Here is a 17,676-nt window from a genome sequence, read left to right as displayed (position 1 = left end):
CGACCCTCTCCCACAGGGAGTCTGGCAGCTGTCGAGGATACTTGGCTCGCTCTGCGGATGCCCGGGAAACCTTATCCAAGGAAGCTGTGTATGCGCCTGAGTACCCGCATTGCTGCGTTGTGTGTCGGCTGGCTGTTCAGTCATCACGCTGTCGCGGCTGATCTGCCGCAACGCTGGGTCAGCGCCGGCGGTGCGCTGTCGGAGTGGGTCAGCGCGCTGGGCGGCGAGACGAAACTGGTCGGCGTCGATACCACCAGCCAGCATCCGCAATCGCTCAAGGCGCTGCCAAGCATCGGTTATCAGCGCAGTCTTTCCGCCGAGGGCATTCTCAGTCTGCGCCCGGACATTCTCATCGGCACCGAAGAAATGGGCCCGCCGCCGGTGCTGGCTCAGGTCAAGGCAGCCAAGGTCCGCGTCGAGCTGTTTTCGGCGCAAGCGGATCTGCCGACGCTTGCGCAAAACCTCATTCACCTGGGCCAACTGCTGGGCGCCGAGGCGCAGGCGAAACAACTGCTGCAAACTTATCAACAGCAACTCGATGCGCAACAGACGCGGGTGGCTCAGGCGCAAACCGCACAAAAAGCCCCGGGCGTGCTGTTGTTGCTCGGTCACGCAGGAGGCAAACCGCTGATAGCCGGCAAGGACACCGCCGCCGATTGGCTGCTGCAACAGGCAGGCGGGCGTAATCTGGCGACCCACAGCGGTTACAAACCGTTTTCGGTGGAATCGCTCGCCAGCCTCGATCCCGAAGTGCTGGTGTTCGCCGACCGCGCGCTGAGCGGCGAGGCGGCGAAAACCGCGCTGTTCAAGGAGAACCCGATTCTCAATTCCAGCCGCGCGGCCAAGGCCGGGCGGGTGATGGAGCTGGATCCGACGTTGCTGGTCGGCGGACTCGGGCCGCGCTTGCCGGCTGCGCTGAAAAACCTGACTGACGGTTTTTATCCGGCCAAGGGCGGCCAATGACCCCACTGGTCAAACCGCGCGGCCTGTTCATCGGCCTGACGCTGCTGTGTCTGCTGGCGACCTGGTTGTCGTTGGCCCTCGGACCGGTCAGCTTGCCGCTGTTCGACACATTGCGTGCAGCGTTGCGCCTGCTGGGCGTGCCGCTGCCGCCGGACGGGCTGGAGCAGGCTGAACTGATCCTCGGGCAGATTCGTCTGCCGCGGACTTTGCTCGGTCTGGCGGTGGGCGGTGTGCTGGCGTTGTCCGGCGTCGCCATGCAGGGCTTGTTTCGCAATCCGCTGGCCGACCCGGGATTGGTCGGGGTTTCCAGTGGCGCGGCGCTGGGAGCGGCGATTGCGATTGTCGGTGGCGCGGTGTTTGGCGATGTGCCAGAGGGTTTTGCACCCTATCTGCTGTCGGTGTGCGCGTTTCTCGGCGGGCTCGGGGTAACGGCGCTGGTCTATCGACTCGGTCGGCGCAACGGTCAGACCCACGTCGCAACGATGTTACTGGCAGGCATCGCGCTGACGGCGCTGGCCGGCTCGGCCGTCGGCCTGTTCACCTATCTGGCGGATGACGCGACCCTGCGCACGCTGACCTTCTGGAACCTCGGCAGCCTTAATGGCGCCAGTTACGCGCGGCTGTGGCCGTTGCTGATCATCAGCGCCGGTGTCGCGTTATGGCTGCCGCGTCGGGCCAAGGCGTTGAATGCGTTGTTGCTTGGCGAGTCGGAGGCCGGGCATTTGGGGATCGACGTCGAGCGGCTCAAGCGTGAGCTGGTGTTCTGCACCGCGCTGGGTGTCGGCGCGGCGGTGGCGGCGGCGGGCATGATCGGTTTCGTCGGGCTGGTGGTGCCACACCTTGTGCGACTGCTTGCCGGGCCGGATCACCGGGTGCTGTTACCGGCTTCGGTGCTGGCCGGTGGCAGCCTGTTATTGCTCGCCGATCTGGTGGCGCGGCTGGCGCTGGCGCCGGCGGAATTGCCGATCGGTATCGTCACGGCGTTCATCGGCGCGCCGTTCTTTCTGTATCTGCTGCTGCGAGGGCGGGCCTGATGCTGCGTGCGCACAATCTGCAGATTCAGCGCGGGCGCAAAACCGTGCTCGATGAGGTCACGCTACAACTCGAAGCGGGCGAAGTGCTCGGCGTACTCGGCCCGAACGGTGCGGGCAAAAGCACTTTGCTCGGCGCGTTGTGCGGCGAGTTGGCCGCCAGCGCGGGCGAGGTGTCGCTCGACGGCAAGCCATTGCACGACTGGGCGCGAAGCCAGCGTGCGCAACGCTTGGCAGTGTTGCCGCAGGTATCGACGCTGGACTTTGCCTTTCGCGTCGAAGACGTGGTGGGCATGGGCCGCTTGCCGTATCAAAGCGGCCGCGTGCGTGACGAGGAAATCATCGCTGCAGCATTGGCGGCCGCCGATGCCGGGCATCTGAGCGGGCGCAGTTATCTGGCGTTGTCCGGCGGCGAGCGTCAGCGTGTGCATCTGGCGCGGGTGCTGGCGCAACTCTGGCCGGGGCAGGCCGGGCAAACGCTGTTGCTCGACGAGCCGACGTCGATGCTCGATCCCCTGCATCAACACACCACCTTGCAGGCGGTTCGCGAGTTTGCCGATCGCGGCGCTGCAGTGCTGGTGATCCTGCATGATCTCAACCTCGCAGCGCGTTACTGTGACCGCATCCTGCTGCTGGAAAACGGCCGACCGTTGGCCCTGGATACGCCGGAGCAGGTGCTGCAGCCGGATACACTGCAAGCGGTGTTCGGACTGGAAGTGCTGGTGCAGCCGCATCCGGAGCGCGGCCATCCGCTGATCATCGCCCGCTGACTGAATCGTCGAGGTGTGCATGCGAGGACTGTGGTTATTGATGCTGGTGTTGCTTGCAGGGTGTCAGCATGCTGTTGCGCCAGCGCCGGTCAGTGGCGAGATTCGCGACCTGCACACCGGTAAAGTGCTGACCGCAGAGCAACTGGTGAGGCGTCTCGCGAGGCCAGAGCGACTGATCATCGGTGAGCAGCATGACAATGCCGATCATCACGCTGCGCAGTTATGGCTGCTGCAAGCGCTCGGTGAGCAGCGCCAGCAGGGCAGTCTGCTGCTGGAAATGCTCACCCCGGATCAGCAGCCAAAAGTCGCTGCCGCGCGTCAGATGGCGGAATCCGCCGCTGTTGCCAAAGCACTGGACTGGCAGGACGGCTGGGACTGGGCGCTTTATGGGCCGATCGTGCGCTTCGCGCTCTCGCAACCGTATCCGCTGCTGGCGGCCAATCTCGACGATAACGAAATCCGTGCTGTTTATCACCAGGCTCCGGCGTTGAGCGGTGCGCGCAGCAACGCGGCATCGGTGCAGGACAAACTGCTGCGACAGATCAGCGATTCCCACTGCGGCTTGCTGCCCGAGTCGCAAATGCCGGCGATGCTGGCGGTTCAGCAACAGCGCGATCGGCGCATGGCTGAACGGCTGCTTGCGGCGCCCACGCCCTCAATCCTTCTGGCTGGCGCGTGGCATGCGCGCAAGGACGCCGGCGTGCCGCTGCATGTTCTCGATCTGGGCGCGGCCAAGGAGTCCACGGTGCTGATAATGGCCGAACAGGGCGACGCGGTGACGGCTGCGATGGCCGATTATGTCTGGTACACGCCTGCTACGGCCAAGCCGGATTACTGCGAACAGATGCGCCAACAGTTCGGCAAATGACTTTTCTGCGGGCAAAAAAAGACCCGGTAAGAACCGGGTCAAATAACCGTGATTAGCCTGATGAGGAGATAATCTGAGAGTCCGAACCAAGGGCTTTTCAGAATATCGACTGATCTCGCGACCAGTTGTGATAATCATAGCGATTCTCATTAGCGCGTCAACCACTGATTTGCCGTTTTTACGATTTAGTCGGGTAAATGGCCGGAATACCGCGTGAATTCAGGGCTTCAGCGTTGGCCTTCAGCCACTGTGGAGGGGGCGATCTGCCGATTCAATTGCCCGATGCGCCGCGCCATGCTTTCGATCAGGCTGTGCGCGATCTTCGGATTGGTGCGGGTCATGCTCAGAAACTGATCACCGGGAATCATCATCACTGTACTCGGGACGCGCGCGATTACCGTGGCGTTGCGCGGCTCGCCAGTGAAGATCGCCATGGCACCGAAGATCTCGTCCCTGGGCACGTCACCGACCTTGTGCCCGTCGACAAATGCTTCGGCATGCCCGTCGATGATCACAAACACATGATCGGCAATGTCACCCTGCCTGATCAGGATTTCCCCCGCCGCGACTCGTTTGAAACCGTTGCTGCTGCGAAATTCGCGCGGTTTCAGCTCCGCTACGGCGTGGGCGAGAATCGCCAGGTGGCCCTGCAGATACTCGACGAACTGCTGCGCTCTGCCTGCGTCAGCGAACAGATGCCGAAACATCTCCTCGCGACGGTAAGGCTGCAAACGCAGCGGCGCATCGCAGCACCAGTGACAATCAGCCCAGACATCACCCTGCTGCAGACCAATCAAATCGCCTTCCTGCCAGTAAAACAGCGGTCGCGCACCGATGCAGCCATTGACCACGCCATCAATCAGCAGAAACAACTGTTCGGCGGGCAGCAGGGGCAGCAAGTCATCCGTTGCATCGACCTGCAAAACCGGCCCGCAAGGTGCGAGATCTCGCAACCACTGCACGGGCAGGCTTTGCAAACGGTTGATCATTGCATCGGTACGTGCCGATTGTTCGCCCAGTAAATACATGACGGTCACTGCCCGTTCAGTTCTTGTGACGCGCGGAAATGGCTTCGAGCTGCTTGTTCAGAGCGTCCTTGCGTTCGGCGGGGATGTCGTTCCAGTGCACATCCATCAGCGCGCCTTCGATCGCATACAACAACACCTTCGATGCACGAAACCCGCGGGTACGCACGGCCCGGTAGGCGTCCACTGCGCCGAGCCGCCGCAAGTCCGAGGCGCTGTGGATGCCCACGGCATGCAGCCATTGCGCCGACGTCTTGCCAAGATTTTTCAGGTGTTGCAGTTCATCATTCATCAAGCCTCCTTGCGACGGCCGAATGGTGCGTGGGCGAGCTTCTCAGGAGTGTAGCCATCAGTAGGAAAAGCGTGGTTGTTTGGTCGGATTCGACGCAAATGCTTCTAAGAAAGGGTGTTTGAACGCCTGCGAGCGCAGAAAGGAGGGGGAACACAAATCAATGTAGGAGTGAGCCTGCTCGCGATAGCGGACGGGCAGGCAATCTATTTATTGAATGTGAAGCCGCTATCGCGAGCAGGCTCACTCCTACAGGGGATGGCGTTGTGTCAGGAAGTAATGGGGCTATCAGCGTGTGCGATAGCGCAAGCGCGTGCCGAAATTCATCGACATCAGAATTTCGTCGGCACTCAGCTCCGGCGGGAAGTAGGCACCGGAAATTTGCGCGTGGGCCAGGCTTGCGCCTTCAAGCTGCGCGTTACGGAAGTCGATGCCACGCAAATCGGCGGAACGGAAATACGCGTCGCGGAAATCCACGCCATCGGCATTCAACTCGCGCAGATCGAGACCGCGGAAGTCGCCACCGACCATGTCGATCGGACCGTCCAGCGGACGTTCCTTGTTGAAACCAGTGATGTCGTCTTTGTGCAGCAAGGCATACAGCGGGGTATCGAGAAGTTTCGGCTGGCTCATGTCAGATCACCTGTTGGTTTTATGACGCCAGTATAGTGCCACTATTTGGCGGCCGTGAAGCGAGCGAGGGCTTCACGGCCGAAATATTTTCTTACAGGCCTGGCAGGCGCTGACGAATCTGCGCGACCACGGTATCCAGCGTGCCGGATTCATTGGTCTGCACTCGTTTGCTGCGCAGAATCTCTTCCGGCGTCAGCGCTTCGCGATTGGCCTGTTGCGCTTCGATCACCGCCAGGGTGGCGTCGGACGGGTCCTTATGGTCGGCCTGACGCATCGCCAGCCAGCTCTCGATCACCGCTTGCGGTGCGTGGCAGTCGAGGATCAGGAACGGCGTGCCGGTGGCCTCAGCGATTTTCGCGGCATTGTCGCGCTGCTCGCGTTTCAGGTAAGTGGCGTCGATCACCACCGGGAAACCGGCGTGCAGGATCACTTCGGCGATTTCGTGCAGGCGCGCGTAGGTCGCGGCGCTGGCATCGGCGCTGTAAATCCCGGCCTGTACGTCGTTGGTGACGGTCTGCTCGCCGAACAGGCGCTTGCGCTCGACGTCCGAACGCAGGCGGATCGCACCCAGTGCCTCGACCAGGCGCATGGCCACGTGGCTTTTACCAACGGCGGAAACACCGTGGGTGATCGCCATGAAGCGCGAAGGAATGGTGCTGTAGCTTTCCGCCAGGTTGGCGTAGTTGCGGTACTGGCGCAGGGTGGTGGCGCGCTGCACGGCGGTTGCGTCCGCCGGCATGCTGAACAGCGCGACCTTGGCGCGGACCAGCGCGCGGTAGGCTTTATAGAAGTTCAGCACTTCAAGGCCCTGATAGTCGCCGGTCAGTTCCAGGTACTGGCTGATGAAACGTCGAGCCAGGGATTTCAGGCCGCGGTCTTCCAGGTCCATCGCGAGGAAACCGGTGTCGGCCCAGACGTCAGTGAAACGGAACGGCTCGTTGAACTCGATGCAGTCGAAGATCACCACGTTGCCGTCGATGACCGTGGCGTTGCCCAAGTGGATGTCACCGTGGCATTCACGGGTAAAACCCGCGGCCTTGCGCTCGGCGAACAGTGGCTTGAGACGCTCGAAGCTGCTTTCGGCCCAGGCTTTCAGCGCCTCGAGTTGCAGCAGGTCGTTTTTGTCGCTGAGAAACGGCAGGATCTGGTCGAAGTTCTGCGCGACCGGCGCCATTACGCTGTCCGGGGTGCCGGCGTCATGCTCGGCCGGGACTTTCGGCGCGTTGAGGTGGAAGCGGGCAATCTGCTCGGCCATCGCATCGATGTGCTGGGTGGTCAGCTCGCCGTTAGCTTGCAGGGTGCTGAGCAGGCCAGTCTGCGGGAACTGACGCATTTTCAGCACGTATTCGATCGGTGCACCGTCGCCACCCAGTTGTGGCGCCTCAACGCTCCCGGTGACTGGCAACACTTCCAGATACAAATCTTCAGTCAGGCGCTGGTTGAGACGCAGCTCTTCGGCGCAGAAATGCGCGCGGGATTCGAGGCCGGTGAAGTCCAGGAAGCCGAAATTCACCGGCTTCTTCACTTTATAGGCAAAGGGGCCGGTGAGGATCACCCACGAGATGTGGGTTTCGATGACCTGAAATCCTTCGACAGGGTGCGGGTAGAGGGCCGGGTTTTGCAGGGCAGCGATCAGGGACTGGCTCACGGGCGATCCTTCAGAGACGGGGAAATTCGAGGTCGCCATTATGGCCGCTTGCCCGCCGGACGCAAACCTCTGAGGGTGCCTGTTGAGGATCGATAAAGTGCGTATAATCCGCCGCCATGACTCGATCCCGATCCCCCCGTACCAAGAAAAAACCACCGTCCAAGGGCCTGAGCCCGTGGCTGAGCTGGGCCATCAAACTCAGTCTGGTCGGCCTCGTCGTGCTGGCCGGCTTTGCCGTTTACCTCGATGCCGTGGTGCAGGAGAAGTTCTCCGGCAAGCGCTGGACCATCCCGGCCAAGGTATACGCGCGCCCGCTCGAGCTGTTCGTCGGACAGAAGCTCAGCAAGGACGATTTCCTCACCGAACTCGATGCCCTCGGCTATCGCCGCGAAGCCGTGAGCAATGGCCCCGGCGCTGCTGCCGTCAGCGGCAACACGGTTGACCTGAATACCCGTGGCTTCCAGTTCTACGAAGGCCTGGAAAAACCGCAACCGGTGCGTGTGCGTTTCTCTGGCGATTACGTCGCCGAGCTGTCGGCGGCCAACGGCTCCAAACTGTCGGTGGTGCGTCTGGAACCGCTGCTGATCGGCGGCATTTATCCGAAAAATCTTGAAGACCGTATTCTGATCAAGCTCGATCAGGTGCCGCCGTATCTGCTCGAAACCCTGGTCGCCGTCGAAGACCGCGATTTCTACAGCCATTGGGGCGTGTCGCCGAAATCGATCGCCCGTGCGGTGTGGGTCAACACCTCTGGCGGCAAGATGACCCAGGGCGGCAGTACCCTGACCCAGCAGTTGGTGAAGAACTTCTATCTGACCAGCGAACGCAGCCTGACCCGCAAGCTCACCGAAGCGATGATGGCGATGTTGCTGGAGCTGCATTACGACAAGAAGGAAATCCTTGAGGCCTACCTCAACGAAGTCTTCGTCGGGCAGGACGGTCAACGTGCGGTGCATGGTTTCGGTCTGGCCAGCCAGTTCTTCTTCGGCCAGCCATTGTCCGAGCTGAAGCTGCATCAAGTGGCGTTGCTGGTCGGCATGGTCAAGGGCCCGTCCTACTACAACCCGCGCCGTAATCCGGAGCGCGCGCTGGAGCGCCGTAACCTGGTGCTCGACGTGCTTGCACAGCAGGGCGTAGCCACGCCGGAGCAGGTTGAGGCGGCGAAGAAAATGCCGCTGGGCGTGACCACTCGCGGCAAGCTGGCCGACAGCTCGTACCCAGGCTTCATCGATCTGGTCAAACGTCAGTTGCGTGAGGATTACCGCGACGAAGACTTGACCGAAGAAGGCCTGCGCATCTTCACCAGTTTTGACCCGATTCTGCAGATGAAGGCCGAAGCCTCGGTCAACGACACCTTCAAACGCCTGTCCGGGCGCAAAGGCTCCGATGACGTTGAAGCGGCAATGGTCGTGACCAACCCGGAAACCGGCGAAGTCCAGGCGATGATCGGCAGCCGTCAGGCCAGTTACGCCGGCTTCAACCGCGCGCTGGATGCGGTGCGGCCGATCGGTTCGTTGATCAAACCGGCGGTTTATCTGACCGCGCTGGAAAAACCGAGCCAGTACACCCTGACCAGTTGGCTGTCGGATGAGCCGTTGTCGGTCAAAGGCGCGAACGGGCAGGTGTGGAAGCCGCAGAACTACGATCGCCGTTCCCATGGCACCGTGTTCCTCTATCAAGGGCTGGCGCATTCCTACAACCTGTCGACCTCGCGTCTGGGCCTGGAAGTCGGTGTGCCGAACGTGCTCAAGACTCTCGGTCGCCTCGGTGTAACCCGCGAGTTCCCGGCGTTCCCGTCGATGCTTCTCGGTGCCGGCGGCATGACCCCGATCGAAGTGGCGACCATGTATCAAACGCTGGCCAACGGTGGTTTCAACACGCCGATGCGCGGGATTCGCAGCGTACTGACCGCCGAAGGCGAGCCGCTCAAGCGTTATCCGTTCCAGATTCAACAGCGTTTCGACCCGGCCTCCATCTATCTGATCCAGAACGCCATGCAGCGCGTGATGCGTGAAGGTACCGGCAGTTCGGTTTATAACGTGTTGCCCAAGACGCTGACGCTGGCCGGCAAGACCGGTACCAGTAACGATTCGCGCGACAGCTGGTTCGCCGGTTTCAGTCAGGACCTGCTGGCCGTGGTCTGGCTGGGTCGCGACGACAATGGCAAGACGCCGTTCACCGGGGCGACCGGTGCGCTGCAGGTCTGGACCAGCTTCATGCGCAAGGCCGATCCGCTGCCGCTGGACATGCCGCAGCCGGACAACGTCGTGCAGGCCTGGGTCGATTCGCGCACCGGGCAAGGCTCCGATGCCAACTGCCCCGGCGCGGTACAGATGCCGTATATTCGCGGCAGCGAACCGCCACCCGGCGCCGCGTGCGCAAGCGAAACGCCTGCCTCGCCGGAGTCGGTGATGGATTGGGTCAAGGGCTGGATGAATTAAGCAAAGAGGGTTTCAAGTGAACAAGTGGTTGATTCCAGCGGTGACCGCCGTGGCTTTGCTCAGCGGCTGCTCTACCGTACAGCGTGGTTCGATTCCCGTAGTCGACTCCGGCACAGCGGTGTCCAACAGCGAGCGTATCGGTGCCAACGGCGGTTTCCGTCAGACGACGGTCAAGCGCCCGGTGCAGGGCCAGACCCAGGCCATTCCGCAGGGCGATACCGGTGTAGTGGTGATGGTGCCGGGCGGCGGCGCGGCCGTGTCGACACCGATCAGTTCTTCGCCAATCGTTCCGGGCCCGGCATCCGGCGGTATCACGTCGGGGCCGTACAACCCGTCGGCGGTCGAATCGGCGCCGGTCAACGCCGGCAGCTACAGCATGCCGTCGACGCCGAGCGGTATTCCTTCCGCGAGCAGCGGCGGTGGCTTGTCAGCCGATGAGCAGCTGGACGGCCCGGTGCTGGCCCTGCTGACCACTGCACAACAGCAGCAGGCCGGTGGCGACCTCAACGGTGCATCGTCGAGTCTGGAGCGCGCCCAGCGCGTTGCGCCGCGTGAGCCGCAAGTGCTTTATCGCCTCGCGCAGGTGCGCATGGCTCAGGGCGATGCGCCGCAAGCCGAGCAATTTGCCCGTCGTGCGCTGACCATGGCCAACGGTCGTCCGGATCTACAAGCCAGCCTGTGGGAGTTGATCGCTCAGGCCCGTGAGAAACAAGGCGATTCCGCCGGCGCCACGCTGGCCCGGCAGAAGGCCAAGGTCTCGCTGTAATGGATGCCCGTTTCCCGAAAGTCGCTGATCAGTTGCTGCTGATCGAGCGTGAGCTGCGCACCCAGGGCTGGTGGGACGAGGTTGAGCCTTCGGCCGAAGCCCTGAGCAGTGTCGAGCCGTTTTCCGTCGATACGCTGGACTTTGAGCAGTGGCTTCAGTGGATCTTCTTGCCGCGCATGAAGATGATTCTGGAGCAGGATCTGCCGTTGCCGAATGCCTCGGGGATTCAGGAAATGGCCGAGATGGTCTTCGCCCAGCGCAACCTTGGGGGCAAGGACCGCCAGTTGCAGGTGCTGCTCAAAGAGTTCGACCTGCTGATCACCGCCTCACGCTGACCCGCAGAACTGCCAGTGATCACTGGCAGTTCTGCTCAATCTGCTTCTGCGCTTCGGCGATGCGCTCCTGACGCTGCGCATCGTCAAGCCGCTTCAACTGTCCTTCGACCTCTTCTCGTAAACGCGGATTGTTTTGCAGCTGCGCAAGGTTGGTCCGTGCCTGCTCACAAAACGCGTGGAGCTGCGCCTGTTGCTCGGCTACCTGCTTTTTGACCTTGTCGTTGATCGCTTTCTGATCGCCGAGTACCCCGCTGCCCGGCATGGCCGAAGGTTTTGCCGGTGGCGAGGAGGGCGTTTGCACGGTGGTCGATGGCTGGCCCGCAGGCGGCTGCGCATCGAAGTGGGTGACGCCCTGGGCATCGACCCATTTGTAGATTTGAGCGGCCGAGCACCACGGGCTTAGGCCGATCAGCAGAGTGAGGAGAAGCGTTCGCATGCTGATTCCTTGGCAAAATTGCGCAATTGACGCTAACAGAGTAGCGCTTTTCAGGTTTTTTCTTGCGTTCTCATGTGCTTACCCACAATTAACCACACAGACGACTTGACTTGCAGAGGGCGAAACAGAAGAATCCAAAGTCCGCTGTAGAGGGACTGCCAGAAGCAGACCCACTCGGTAGATCATGAGGCGCACATCCGCGCCGACCTGTTACACCCGCAACGCGTTACCTCGCGCTGGGTGGGAAAGGCCCGCAACACTTGGGACGATCCCAATACTTGCTCAGTCAGTGCTGACGTAGTCGGCGACCACCGTCGCTCATGCTCTGCCGAGAAGTAAACCTATTAAGACCCGCCCCTTTTTTGTGGACGGTATTCTGGCGTTTTAGAGGTGAACAACGTGGAGCTTTTATCTGGCGGTGAGATGCTCGTCCGCTTTTTGCGTGACGAAGGCGTCAAATATATCTACGGGTACCCGGGTGGTGCTCTCCTGCATGTTTACGATGCCCTGTTCAAAGAACCGGAAGTGACTCACATCCTGGTTCGTCACGAGCAAGCGGCAACCCATATGGCTGACGGCTACGCCCGTGCCACCGGTAAAGCCGGCGTGGTATTGGTGACTTCCGGTCCGGGCGCCACAAACGCCATCACCGGTATCGCCACCGCCTATATGGACTCGATTCCAATGGTGATCATTTCCGGTCAGGTGCCCAGCACCATGGTCGGCACCGACGCGTTCCAGGAAACCGACATGATCGGTATCTCCCGGCCGATCGTGAAGCACAGCTTCATGATCAAGCACGCTTCGGAGATCCCGGAAGTCATGAAGAAGGCGTTCTACCTGGCGCAATCCGGTCGTCCGGGCCCGGTCGTGGTCGATATCCCGAAAGACATGACCAACCCGGCCGAGAAGTTCGAATACATCTTCCCGAAAAAAGCCAAGCTGCGTTCCTACAGCCCGGCCGTACGCGGTCACTCCGGGCAGATCCGCAAGGCAGCCGAAATGCTCCTGGCGGCCAAGCGTCCGGTGCTGTACTCCGGCGGTGGTGTGATTCTCGGCAACGGTTCCGCACCGCTGACCGAACTGGCAAAAATGCTTAACCTGCCGGTGACCAACACGCTGATGGGCCTGGGCGGCTTCCCTGGCACCGATCGCCAGTTCATCGGCATGCTCGGCATGCACGGCAGCTACACCGCCAACCTGGCGATGCACCATGCCGACGTGATTCTCGCCGTCGGCGCACGTTTCGACGATCGTGTGATCAACGGCCCGGCGAAGTTCTGCCCGAACGCCAAGATCATCCACATCGACATCGACCCGGCGTCGATCTCCAAGACCATCAAGGCCGACGTGCCAATCGTTGGCCCGGTCGAGAGCGTGCTGACCGAGATGGTCGCGATTCTCAAGGAAATCGGCGAAACCCCGAACAAGGAGTCTGTGGCCAGCTGGTGGAAGCAGGTCGATGAATGGCGTGGCGATCGCGGCCTGTTTCCTTACGAAAAGGGTGATGGCAGCAAGATCAAGCCGCAGACCGTGATCGAAACCCTGTGCGAAGTGACCAAGGGCGATGCCTTTGTGACCTCCGACGTCGGTCAGCACCAGATGTTCGCTGCGCAGTACTACACCTTCAACAAGCCGAACCGCTGGATCAACTCCGGTGGTCTGGGCACGATGGGCTTCGGCCTGCCGGCCGCGATGGGCATCAAACTGAGCTTCCCGGACGACGACGTTGCCTGCGTCACCGGCGAAGGCAGTATCCAGATGAACATCCAGGAGCTGTCGACCTGCCTGCAATACGGCTTGCCGGTGAAAATCGTCATCCTCAACAACGGTGTGCTGGGCATGGTTCGCCAGTGGCAGGACATGAGCTACGGCAGCCGTCACTCGCACTCCTACATGGAATCGCTGCCGGACTTCATCAAGCTGGCTGAAGCCTACGGCCATGTTGGCGTACGCATCACCGAATCGAAAGACTTGAAGTCGAAGATGGCAGAAGCGTTCGCGATGAAGGATCGCCTGGTGATCATCGATGTTTCGGTCGACACCAGCGAGCACGTCTATCCGATGCAGATCAAAGACGGCTCGATGCGCGATATGTGGTTGAGCAAGACGGAGCGTACTTAATCATGCGGCACATTATTTCCTTGCTTCTGGAAAACGAACCTGGCGCTCTGTCTCGCGTAGTCGGCCTGTTCTCGCAGCGCAACTACAACATCGAAAGCCTGACCGTGGCCCCGACCGAAGACCCGACCTTGTCGCGTCTGACGCTGACCACCGTGGGCCACGATGAAGTCATCGAGCAGATCACCAAAAACCTGAACAAGCTGATCGAAGTGGTCAAGCTGGTGGACCTGTCGGAAAGCGCTCACATCGAGCGTGAGCTGATGCTGGTCAAGGTCAAGGCCACTGGCGCCCAGCGCGCCGAGATCAAACGCACCACCGATATTTACCGTGGACAGATCGTCGATGTCAGCGCCAGCGTTTATACCGTTCAATTGACCGGTACCAGCGACAAGCTCGACAGCTTCATTCAGTCCATCGGCACCGCATCGATTCTGGAAACCGTCCGCAGCGGCGTGACCGGCATCGCCCGCGGCGACAAAGTACTCAGCATCTAAACCAAATTAGCGCATGGCCTGAATGGCCGGATATAAGGGGAAATTCATGAAAGTTTTCTACGATAAAGACTGCGACCTGTCGATCATCCAGGGCAAGAAAGTTGCCATCATCGGTTACGGGTCCCAGGGTCACGCCCAGGCGTGCAACCTGAAAGACTCCGGTGTCGACGTTACCGTTGGTCTGCGTAAAGGTTCGGCCACTGTTGCCAAAGCCGAAGCCCACGGCCTGAAAGTGACCGACGTGGCTTCCGCTGTTGCTGCAGCCGACCTGGTCATGATCCTGACCCCGGACGAGTTCCAGTCTTCGCTGTACAAGAATGAAATCGAGCCGAACATCAAGAAAGGCGCCACCCTGGCCTTCTCCCACGGCTTCGCGATTCACTACAACCAGGTTGTGCCGCGCGCCGACCTCGACGTGATCATGATCGCGCCGAAGGCTCCAGGCCACACCGTGCGTTCCGAGTTCGTCAAGGGCGGTGGTATCCCTGACCTGATCGCGATCTACCAGGACGCCTCGGGCAACGCCAAGAACGTTGCACTGTCCTACGCAGCCGGCGTTGGCGGCGGTCGTACCGGCATCATCGAAACCACCTTCAAGGACGAGACCGAAACCGACCTGTTCGGCGAACAAGCCGTTCTGTGCGGCGGTACCGTTGAGCTGGTCAAGGCCGGTTTCGAAACCCTGGTTGAAGCTGGCTACGCGCCGGAAATGGCCTACTTCGAGTGCCTGCACGAACTGAAACTGATCGTTGACCTCATGTACGAAGGCGGTATCGCCAACATGAACTACTCGATCTCCAACAACGCTGAATACGGCGAGTACGTGACGGGTCCGGAAGTGATCAACGCCGAATCCCGTCAGGCCATGCGCAACGCCCTGAAACGTATTCAGGACGGCGAATACGCCAAAATGTTCATCAGCGAAGGCGCAACCGGCTACCCTTCGATGACCGCCAAGCGTCGTAACAACGCCGCTCACGGTATCGAGATCATCGGCGAGCAACTGCGCTCCATGATGCCGTGGATCGGTGCCAACAAGATCGTCGACAAAGCCAAAAACTAAGTCGTCGTTGCTTGTACGAAAAACGCGGCCTCGGCCGCGTTTTTTCGTTTGAGGCGGTGGTTCTGGTATAAAGCTGCATCGTTTGTGGCCGAACTGTCGTCCTCAAGCCTCTGTCGAATTTTCTCCAAACCGTTGCAAGGTAATGTCCATGAGCGAACGTCCCGAAGAGCCGAACAAGGCTTCTGACGCCGAAAGTCTGCTGCCCGTCGATGAACACATCGAAGAAGGGCACGACGCGGAAGGTCGTAAAGTCCGGCATCGTGGTATCTATCTGCTGCCGAACCTGTTCACCACTGCAAACCTGTTTGCAGGCTTCTATTCCATCATCAATTCGATGAGTGCCCAGGCTGCGTTGAGCGCCGGTGATTCGGCGAACGCGAGCAAGTATTTCGCTTTTGCCGCGATCGCGATTTTCGTCGCCATGGTGCTCGATGGCCTCGATGGTCGTGTGGCGCGCATGACCAATACGCAAAGTGCCTTCGGCGCCGAGTACGACTCGTTGTCGGACATGGTCGCGTTCGGTGTCGCCCCGGCGTTGCTGGCGTTCGGCTGGGCGCTGGGTGATATGGGCAAGGTCGGCTGGATGGTCGCCTTCATCTATGTAGCAGGCGCGGCGTTGCGTCTGGCGCGCTTCAACACTCAGGTCGGTACCGCTGACAAACGCTATTTCATCGGTCTGGCAAGTCCGGCGGCTGCTGGCGTCGTGGCCGGTATCGTCTGGGCGTTCAGCGATTACGGCATCCAGGGTTCGAAGATGTCGTTCCTGGTGGCGCTGATGGTCGCTGCGGCCGGCATGTTGATGGTCAGCAACATCAAGTACAACAGCTTCAAGGAGCTGGATCTGAAAGGACGCGTGCCGTTCGTGGCGATCCTGGCGGTGGTATTGGTGTTCGCCGTTGTGTTCAGCGATCCGCCGCGAATCCTGCTGCTGGTGTTCCTTGCTTATGCCGCTTCCGGGCCGGTGCAGTATCTGTTGCGTCTTCGTCGCCACAAAAAAGCCGAGTGATGTAATTTCCCGCATACTCCGCAGTCAATGGGTGCATCAGTCCTCCAAAGCTGCGGAGTTGCCATGTTGATCAAAGTCCCTAAAGCGTCCGACTGCCATGAGTCGGATGTCACGCCTGAATCCATTTATCTTTCGCGTCGCCAATTACTCGGTGCCACAGCGGCCGGCATTGCGATGAGCAGTCTGCCGCGTTGGGCCAGCGCCGATGATGCCGCGCGGTACGCCGATGTCGAACCTGGCAGAGCGCCGGCCTGGTTTACCGAAAAGCTTCCTTCTACCCAATGGGGCGCGGTTAATGTCAAGGATGAGGCGATCACGCCTTATAAAGACGCTACTCATTACAACAACTTCTATGAATTCGGTACGGACAAGGGCGATCCGGCAGCGAACGCCGGGTCGCTGAAAACCGAGCCGTGGAGCGTTGTGGTGGACGGGGAGGTGGGCAAGCCCGGACGTTATGCGCTGGAAGATTTCATGAAGCCGTATCAACTCGAGGAGCGCATCTACCGTCTGCGCTGTGTCGAGGCATGGTCGATGGTCATTCCGTGGATCGGCTTTCCGATTTCGGCATTGCTCAAGCAGGTCGAGCCGACCTCCAAGGCCAAGTACATTCGCTTCGAAACCCTGCAGGATCCGAAGAGCATGCCCGGGCAGCGCTCGGGTTTCGCCTTGATCGACTGGCCTTATGTCGAAGGCTTGCGACTGGACGAGGCGATGAATCCACTGGCGATCCTTGCGGTCGGGATGTATGGGCGCGAGTTGCCGAACCAGAATGGCGCTCCGTTGCGTCTGGTGGTGCCGTGGAAATACGGCTTCAAGAGTGTGAAGTCCATCGTGCGCATCAGTCTGGTCAGCGAGCAGCCGAAGACCACCTGGCAAAGCATCGCCGCGAATGAGTACGGCTTTTATGCCAACGTCAACCCGACCGTTGATCACCCGCGCTGGACGCAGGCACGCGAGCGACGTTTGCCGAACAGCCTGTTCAAACCGAACGTGCGTGATACGCAGATGTTCAACGGCTACGCGGATGAAGTCGCTTCTTTATATACAGGGCTCGATCTACGGAAGAATTATTGATGCGATTCCCGTACTGGCGGATAGGCGTGTTCATTACAGCGGCCATCTGGCCGTTGCTGTGGTTGTATCAAGCTTTGGAAGATTCGCTGGGGCCTGATCCCGGCAAAGTCCTGGTCGATCGGCTGGGGCTGGGCACGTTGATCCTGCTGCTGATCACCTTGAGCATGACGCCTCTACAGAAGCTGACCGGGTGGGCTGGGTGGATCGCCGTGCGCCGGCAGTTGGGGCTTTGGTGTTTTGCCTATGTGGTTTTGCATCTGAGTAGCTATCTGGCATTCATCCTTGGCTTCGATTGGTCGCAACTGGCGGTCGAATTACGCAAGCGGCCGTACATCATCGTTGGGGCTTTGGGTTTTCTTGGCTTGTTGGCACTGGCGGTGACGTCTAATCGCTACAGTCAGCGTCGGCTGGGTGTCCGCTGGAAAAAGTTACATCGCTTGGTTTACGTGATTCTGGGTCTGGGTTTGCTACATATGTTGTGGATCGTTCGTGCAGATCTCGAGGAGTGGGCGATTTATGCCTTTATAGGTGGAGTGCTGCTCGTTCTGCGTATTCCACCGGTGATGCGCAGGATCCCGCGTTTAAAGGTCGGGAAGCAGGTTTTGCAAGAAAAGCGAAATTAACGGTTGACGGCAGATCTGAGGTGTCTATAATTCGCCCCACTTCCGGCGCAGTCGAAACGGAAAACTCCTTGAGATTCAACGAGT

Annotated in this window: 18 protein-coding genes; 13 read left to right on the top strand and 5 right to left on the bottom strand. The window is 60.3% G+C overall.

Annotated elements, in window-relative coordinates:
• Nucleotides 1-90 precede the first annotated feature (90 nt).
• The 4 genes from ACYYKW_RS00090 to ACYYKW_RS00075 are packed head-to-tail and all read left to right on the top strand — an operon-like array spanning nucleotide 91 to nucleotide 3,632.
• Nucleotides 91-963, top strand: a complete 873-nt coding sequence (locus ACYYKW_RS00090; RefSeq protein WP_464989154.1) for a heme/hemin ABC transporter substrate-binding protein — start codon at nucleotides 91-93, stop codon at nucleotides 961-963.
• Between the two features lie 50 nt (nucleotides 964-1,013).
• Nucleotides 1,014-1,997 carry a FecCD family ABC transporter permease gene (locus tag ACYYKW_RS00085; protein WP_464989242.1) on the top strand — a complete coding sequence of 328 codons (984 nt, stop codon included), beginning with the start codon at nucleotides 1,014-1,016 and terminating at the stop codon, nucleotides 1,995-1,997.
• A complete protein-coding gene (locus tag ACYYKW_RS00080) occupies nucleotides 1,997-2,764 on the top strand; it encodes a heme ABC transporter ATP-binding protein (RefSeq protein WP_464989153.1) in 768 nt (255 codons plus the stop codon). The genes ACYYKW_RS00085 and ACYYKW_RS00080 overlap by 1 nt, the downstream gene beginning before the upstream one ends.
• A gap of 19 nt (nucleotides 2,765-2,783) precedes the next feature.
• Nucleotides 2,784-3,632 carry a ChaN family lipoprotein gene (locus ACYYKW_RS00075; protein ID WP_464989152.1) on the top strand — a complete coding sequence of 283 codons (849 nt, stop codon included), beginning with the start codon at nucleotides 2,784-2,786 and terminating at the stop codon, nucleotides 3,630-3,632.
• Nucleotides 3,633-3,859: 227 nt separating this feature from the next.
• On the opposite strand, the gene ACYYKW_RS00070 is transcribed toward ACYYKW_RS00075, so the two are convergent.
• From ACYYKW_RS00070 to ACYYKW_RS00055, 4 genes are all read right to left on the bottom strand, one after another.
• Complete coding sequence (locus ACYYKW_RS00070) at nucleotides 3,860-4,660, bottom strand: Crp/Fnr family transcriptional regulator (protein ID WP_464989241.1); 801 nt, start codon at nucleotides 4,658-4,660, stop codon at nucleotides 3,860-3,862.
• A 16-nt stretch (nucleotides 4,661-4,676) separates the two neighbouring features.
• Nucleotides 4,677-4,949 carry a TfoX/Sxy family protein gene (locus tag ACYYKW_RS00065; protein WP_016773175.1) on the bottom strand — a complete coding sequence of 91 codons (273 nt, stop codon included), beginning with the start codon at nucleotides 4,947-4,949 and terminating at the stop codon, nucleotides 4,677-4,679.
• A gap of 285 nt (nucleotides 4,950-5,234) precedes the next feature.
• Nucleotides 5,235-5,579 (bottom strand): pentapeptide repeat-containing protein, encoded by a 345-nt coding sequence (locus ACYYKW_RS00060; protein ID WP_093098293.1) that lies wholly within the window; start codon nucleotides 5,577-5,579, stop codon nucleotides 5,235-5,237.
• Between the two features lie 91 nt (nucleotides 5,580-5,670).
• On the bottom strand, nucleotides 5,671-7,227 hold the full coding sequence (locus ACYYKW_RS00055; protein WP_464989151.1) for a bifunctional aminoglycoside phosphotransferase/ATP-binding protein: 1,557 nt from the start codon (nucleotides 7,225-7,227) through the stop codon (nucleotides 5,671-5,673).
• 116 nt (nucleotides 7,228-7,343) lie between these two features.
• Here ACYYKW_RS00055 and mrcB point away from each other — a divergent pair, with 116 nt between their 5' ends.
• The 3 genes from mrcB to ACYYKW_RS00040 are packed head-to-tail and all read left to right on the top strand — an operon-like array spanning nucleotide 7,344 to nucleotide 10,769.
• The gene (gene mrcB / locus ACYYKW_RS00050) at nucleotides 7,344-9,668 is read left to right on the top strand and encodes a penicillin-binding protein 1B (protein ID WP_464989150.1); all 2,325 of its coding nucleotides are present in this window, start codon (nucleotides 7,344-7,346) and stop codon (nucleotides 9,666-9,668) included.
• A gap of 16 nt (nucleotides 9,669-9,684) precedes the next feature.
• Nucleotides 9,685-10,434 carry a tetratricopeptide repeat protein gene (locus ACYYKW_RS00045; protein ID WP_090286311.1) on the top strand — a complete coding sequence of 250 codons (750 nt, stop codon included), beginning with the start codon at nucleotides 9,685-9,687 and terminating at the stop codon, nucleotides 10,432-10,434.
• Nucleotides 10,434-10,769 (top strand): YqcC family protein, encoded by a 336-nt coding sequence (locus ACYYKW_RS00040; protein WP_093098305.1) that lies wholly within the window; start codon nucleotides 10,434-10,436, stop codon nucleotides 10,767-10,769. The genes ACYYKW_RS00045 and ACYYKW_RS00040 overlap by 1 nt, the downstream gene beginning before the upstream one ends.
• 19 nt (nucleotides 10,770-10,788) lie before the next feature.
• Here the strand turns inward: ACYYKW_RS00040 and ACYYKW_RS00035 are convergent, their stop codons facing one another.
• Nucleotides 10,789-11,205 carry a DUF4124 domain-containing protein gene (locus ACYYKW_RS00035; RefSeq protein WP_093098308.1) on the bottom strand — a complete coding sequence of 139 codons (417 nt, stop codon included), beginning with the start codon at nucleotides 11,203-11,205 and terminating at the stop codon, nucleotides 10,789-10,791.
• Nucleotides 11,206-11,604: 399 nt separating this feature from the next.
• Here ACYYKW_RS00035 and ACYYKW_RS00030 point away from each other — a divergent pair, with 399 nt between their 5' ends.
• From ACYYKW_RS00030 to msrQ, 6 genes are all read left to right on the top strand, one after another.
• On the top strand, nucleotides 11,605-13,329 hold the full coding sequence (locus ACYYKW_RS00030) for an acetolactate synthase 3 large subunit (protein WP_090288639.1): 1,725 nt from the start codon (nucleotides 11,605-11,607) through the stop codon (nucleotides 13,327-13,329).
• A 2-nt stretch (nucleotides 13,330-13,331) separates the two neighbouring features.
• A complete protein-coding gene (gene ilvN, locus ACYYKW_RS00025) occupies nucleotides 13,332-13,823 on the top strand; it encodes an acetolactate synthase small subunit (RefSeq protein ID WP_003176102.1) in 492 nt (163 codons plus the stop codon).
• 46 nt (nucleotides 13,824-13,869) lie between these two features.
• Complete coding sequence (gene ilvC, locus ACYYKW_RS00020) at nucleotides 13,870-14,886, top strand: ketol-acid reductoisomerase (protein WP_003228216.1); 1,017 nt, start codon at nucleotides 13,870-13,872, stop codon at nucleotides 14,884-14,886.
• A 148-nt stretch (nucleotides 14,887-15,034) separates the two neighbouring features.
• Nucleotides 15,035-15,892 (top strand): CDP-diacylglycerol--serine O-phosphatidyltransferase, encoded by an 858-nt coding sequence (pssA, locus tag ACYYKW_RS00015; protein WP_093098311.1) that lies wholly within the window; start codon nucleotides 15,035-15,037, stop codon nucleotides 15,890-15,892.
• Between the two features lie 63 nt (nucleotides 15,893-15,955).
• A complete protein-coding gene (gene msrP, locus ACYYKW_RS00010; protein WP_464989149.1) occupies nucleotides 15,956-16,969 on the top strand; it encodes a protein-methionine-sulfoxide reductase catalytic subunit MsrP in 1,014 nt (337 codons plus the stop codon).
• A complete protein-coding gene (msrQ, locus tag ACYYKW_RS00005; RefSeq protein WP_464989148.1) occupies nucleotides 16,969-17,592 on the top strand; it encodes a protein-methionine-sulfoxide reductase heme-binding subunit MsrQ in 624 nt (207 codons plus the stop codon). The genes msrP and msrQ overlap by 1 nt, the downstream gene beginning before the upstream one ends.
• Nucleotides 17,593-17,676: the final 84 nt, after the last annotated feature.

The organism is Pseudomonas sp. 15C (genome assembly GCF_055484735.1).
Note: the sequence above shows the minus strand (reverse complement) of the source record. Positions and strands in the feature narration are given on the sequence as shown.